Source organism: Methanobrevibacter sp. (genome assembly GCF_045611865.1).
In the GTDB taxonomy this organism is placed as follows: Archaea; Methanobacteriota; Methanobacteria; order Methanobacteriales; family Methanobacteriaceae; genus Methanocatella.
This window is the reverse complement of record NZ_JAZKXX010000016.1, coordinates 1-3,625: the sequence shown is the minus strand read 5'-3', so window position 1 is coordinate 3,625 and position 3,625 is coordinate 1. Positions and strand designations below refer to the sequence as shown.

The 3,625-nt window shown below is 32.2% G+C and carries 5 protein-coding genes; 1 reads left to right on the top strand and 4 read right to left on the bottom strand.

Annotated elements, in window-relative coordinates:
• On the bottom strand, positions 1-410 hold a 410-nt coding region (locus tag ACKI32_RS01555; RefSeq protein WP_407412919.1), incomplete at its 3' end, for a proteasome subunit beta.
• 183 nt (positions 411-593) lie between these two features.
• Between ACKI32_RS01555 and ACKI32_RS01550 the strand changes: the two genes are divergently transcribed.
• Entirely contained in the window at positions 594-1,322 is a 729-nt protein-coding gene (locus ACKI32_RS01550; protein ID WP_407412918.1) for a class I SAM-dependent methyltransferase, read from the top strand.
• On the opposite strand, the gene cofG is transcribed toward ACKI32_RS01550, so the two are convergent.
• From cofG to mptA, 3 genes are all read right to left on the bottom strand, one after another.
• On the bottom strand, positions 1,309-2,400 hold the full coding sequence (gene cofG, locus ACKI32_RS01545; protein ID WP_407412917.1) for a 7,8-didemethyl-8-hydroxy-5-deazariboflavin synthase subunit CofG: 1,092 nt from the start codon (positions 2,398-2,400) through the stop codon (positions 1,309-1,311). The genes ACKI32_RS01550 and cofG overlap by 14 nt on opposite strands.
• Before the next feature lie 2 nt (positions 2,401-2,402).
• Entirely contained in the window at positions 2,403-2,843 is a 441-nt protein-coding gene (locus ACKI32_RS01540; protein ID WP_407412916.1) for a DUF2120 family protein, read from the bottom strand.
• 10 nt (positions 2,844-2,853) lie between these two features.
• On the bottom strand, positions 2,854-3,625 hold a 772-nt coding region (gene mptA / locus ACKI32_RS01535), incomplete at its 5' end, for a GTP cyclohydrolase MptA (RefSeq protein ID WP_407412915.1).

The window sequence follows — 3,625 nt, the reverse complement described above, 5'->3', positions numbered from 1 at the left end:
GAACCTGATCCAGTTGAGATATAAGTATCTTCAATCATACCACCAGCAGGGTCGAGTGAGTAAAGAGATGGTTTATCTCCATCCATTCCACCAAGTAATGTTTGAACATACATTGGTCCTGAACGTAAGATGTTTGCAGTTAATGATGCAGCTGCTTTAACACTAATAGCATCGTTGTTTCTCATTTGATATAAAGAAACTTCAGCTTCAATGACTTTCATTAAACTTTGAGCATCTCCCACAGATCCAGCTATGGTTGTTACAATATGATCATCAATTTTAAATATTTTTTCTGCTACTTTATGAGCTACTAAGTTTCCCATACTAGCTCTTCTTTCACTTGCGAATACAACACCATCTTTGCATGTAATTCCAACGGTTGTTGTACCTTCTAGTATTTTATCATCCATTTAAATACACCTCATATAAGTATTTAAAATATCTAATTTCAACTACTCATAGGTAATATAACAAAACAAATTAACACTTTCATATGTTAATTTTATTTAAAATCAGAATCAATAATTAGTATAAACTAACAATATAAATATTAGCTATTTCAATATATAAAGTTTTCTTTCAAAGGGGTATAAATGAAATATAAAAAAATTGGGGATATTTTAGTTTTAGATAATAATTATTCTAATGATGACTTTGAAGAGTTATCAAAGAAACATAATGTTAAAACTATAATGAAAATTAATCAGATTCAAGGAACTAAAAGGGAGCCAGTTTATAATATTTTGTATGGCGAGGAAACTGAAACAATCAACAAAGAAAATGGATGTCTGTTCAAATTAGATTTGGCTAAAGTAATGTGGTCAAAAGGGAATAATAATGAAAGATTAAGGATAGCTAAATTAGTTAGGGATGGAGAAACTGTTATAGATATGTTTGCGGGCATCGGTTATTTTTCAATTCCAATAGGCGTTCATGCAAATGCCAAAAAGGTCCATGCTATTGAAATTAATCCCAATTCTTATCAATTTCTATGTGAAAATATAAAATTAAATAAATTGGCCAATATTAATCCTATCTTAGGGGATTGTATGGTCGAAACTCCTAATTATAAAGCGGATCGTATTATAATGGGTTATGTCAAAACAACACATCATTATCTAAAAGTAGCAATTGATAGTTTGAATAAAGGAGGAATTCTGCATTACCATGAAACAGTTCCTGAAAAATTAATTGATACTCGACCAATTGAGAGAATTAATGCTCAGGCGGGAGATAGGGAAGTGGAATTGCTAAAAATAAATAAAATTAAAAAGTATTCTCCAGGTGTATGGCATGTTGTTGTCGATGCTAGGTTAAATTAGAAATCTTTTCTAATAAGTTGGAATTTAACCATTCATCATTAATGTATTTTTCATAAATGCATAACCTTTCAATTAACTCAAAACCAGCATCTTCAGTTAATTTTTTAAGTTCATCAATTCCTGGCCATGGTGAAGTTATATTTACATAATCAGGACTCACTGGAGATACTCCTCCCCAGTCATCAGCACCGCACAACAAAAAGATTTGTGCAGTATCATTGTTTAAATTAGGCGGAACTTGGATACTAACATCAGTTTCTCCAAATAATAGGGTTCCAGCAATTACAGTTCTAATCATATCTAAAAAACTAGGTTCTGGCCAATTTTCCATTTCGATTCCAGGTATCGGTGTGAAATTTTGAATTATGACTTCTTGGATATGGCCGTATGTATCAGAGAGTTCTCTAATTGTTAATAAAGAATCGGCAATTTCTTCTTTAGTCTCACCAATTCCAATCAATATGCCGGTGGTGTATGGAATTTTAAGCTTTCCTGCATTTGAAATGGTTTCTAATCTCAGTTTAGGATTTTTACCCGGGCTTTTATTATGTGCAGGCAGTTCCATTAATCTAGATGATGAATTTTCAAGCATCAAACCTAATGATGCATTAACTTCTTTTAATCTTTTTAAATCTTCAAAACTAAAGTTTCCACCATTGGTGTGGGGCAATAATGTTGTTTCATCTAAAGTCATTTGGCAAATATCAACAATATAGTCAATCATTGACTCATAACCATATTCCTTTAATTTTAATTGAACAATCTCTTCCTCATCGGCATCTTCACCAAATGTAAACAATGCCTCTTTACAACCGTATTGTTCTGCTTCTTTTAAGCTTTCCAGAACTTCTTGTTTGTTTTTAAGGATTATTGCTTCGGAATCATTGGGGTTCTTTTTAAAGTTACAGTACCCGCAGTCATTCCTACAGATTTCAGTCAATGGTATAAAAACATTTTTAGAATAAGTAATAAGATTATTCTCCCTAAACTTCACTGTTTGTGACATATAATCGATTATTTCACTATCAGTTGCGTTCAATATTTGGAGAATATCTTCTTTAGTTAATTTTGATTGCATTTTTAATCTTCACGTTCTGAAACGGTAACTTCCACATAGAGTGGTGGAAGTTCATTTTTGTCTTCCCATATAGCGATAACTACATCAAAACTTGGAAGTTCAAATACTTTATATTCTACAACAAGCCCCATTGATTCTAATTCTTCTTTCATTCTTATGAATCCATTGGTATCTACAGAATTTGTTGTTCCTTCTGTGTTTTGAATATGTTTGTCTCCATCTTCTAAGATTTCAGAAATTTTTTCTGAAGAGGAATCTAATTCTTCTCCTCCAATGATTTCACCAACTTCTGAAAGTTTTGATTCCATTTCAGCTAATGGTATGACTTTTCTTGATTTTCCTCTAACAATTAAGATTTTATCATTATTAATTGCAGGTCTTGATCCTTTAAAGGAATCAAAAAAGCCCATTACTTGACCGGCAATTTCATATGTTTTTTTCATTAAATCAATCCTAATTAATGTTTAATTCTTCTTTTAACTCACCGAGGGTAGTTACTTTTTCTGCAAATGCATTGTGTCTGTGAATACTTTCATGATTTTCCTGACGAGCAGTAATTAAAGTGTCATCTGGGAAGTCAGCATATTTGTTAGCCATTTTTTCCATCATGTTTCTAACACAATCTTCAACAAATACTGGTTTTCTGTGAGCATTCATTACAGTTGCATTTTCATCAGGTCTTTTAAGTAATTCACACACTGGTGAACTCATTGAACTTTCAATAATCTCAATGATGTCTTCTGCTTTAACAATTTTGTCTTCTGGAACTTCGATTAATACAGTTCCAACTCCCCTTTGGTTGTGTGAAGCAAAAGTAACAGTATCTAAAACTTTTTGAGTAGTTTCTTCATCTAAAAACTCTAATAATTTATTCTTATCAGATTCTTTGACAGATTCCTGTGCACATGGACATACAGTCATTCCAACAACTTCTGCACCAATACTTTTTCTAATTGTTACGTTGCCGCTATCATCTCTAAGTCCAATAGCTTTAGCTTTTAGCTCAGCCATTTCTTGAGTTTTGTTTTTAGTCACAGGAGACTCTTTCATGAACATAAAATCAGTAGTCATAGATATTTCTACACGTTCTGCATATTCATGTTTGGTCATCATTTTGTCTACAATCTTAGCACATAATGATTCAATGTCTACAGTAGAATCTTTAGCAACGGTTTCGAGAACTTCGCTAATAGCTTCCGGGTTCCTAGACATATGAACACCTTTT

Bases quoted from the DNA above. Each gene is read 5' to 3' on its own strand.
- cofG (WP_407412917.1), bottom strand. From the start codon at position 2,400: ATGCAATCAAAATTAACTAAAGAAGATATTCTCCAAATATTGAACGCA.
- ACKI32_RS01550 (WP_407412918.1), top strand. From the start codon at position 594: ATGAAATATAAAAAAATTGGGGATATTTTAGTTTTAGATAATAATTAT.
- ACKI32_RS01540 (WP_407412916.1), bottom strand. From the start codon at position 2,843: ATGAAAAAAACATATGAAATTGCCGGTCAAGTAATGGGCTTTTTTGAT.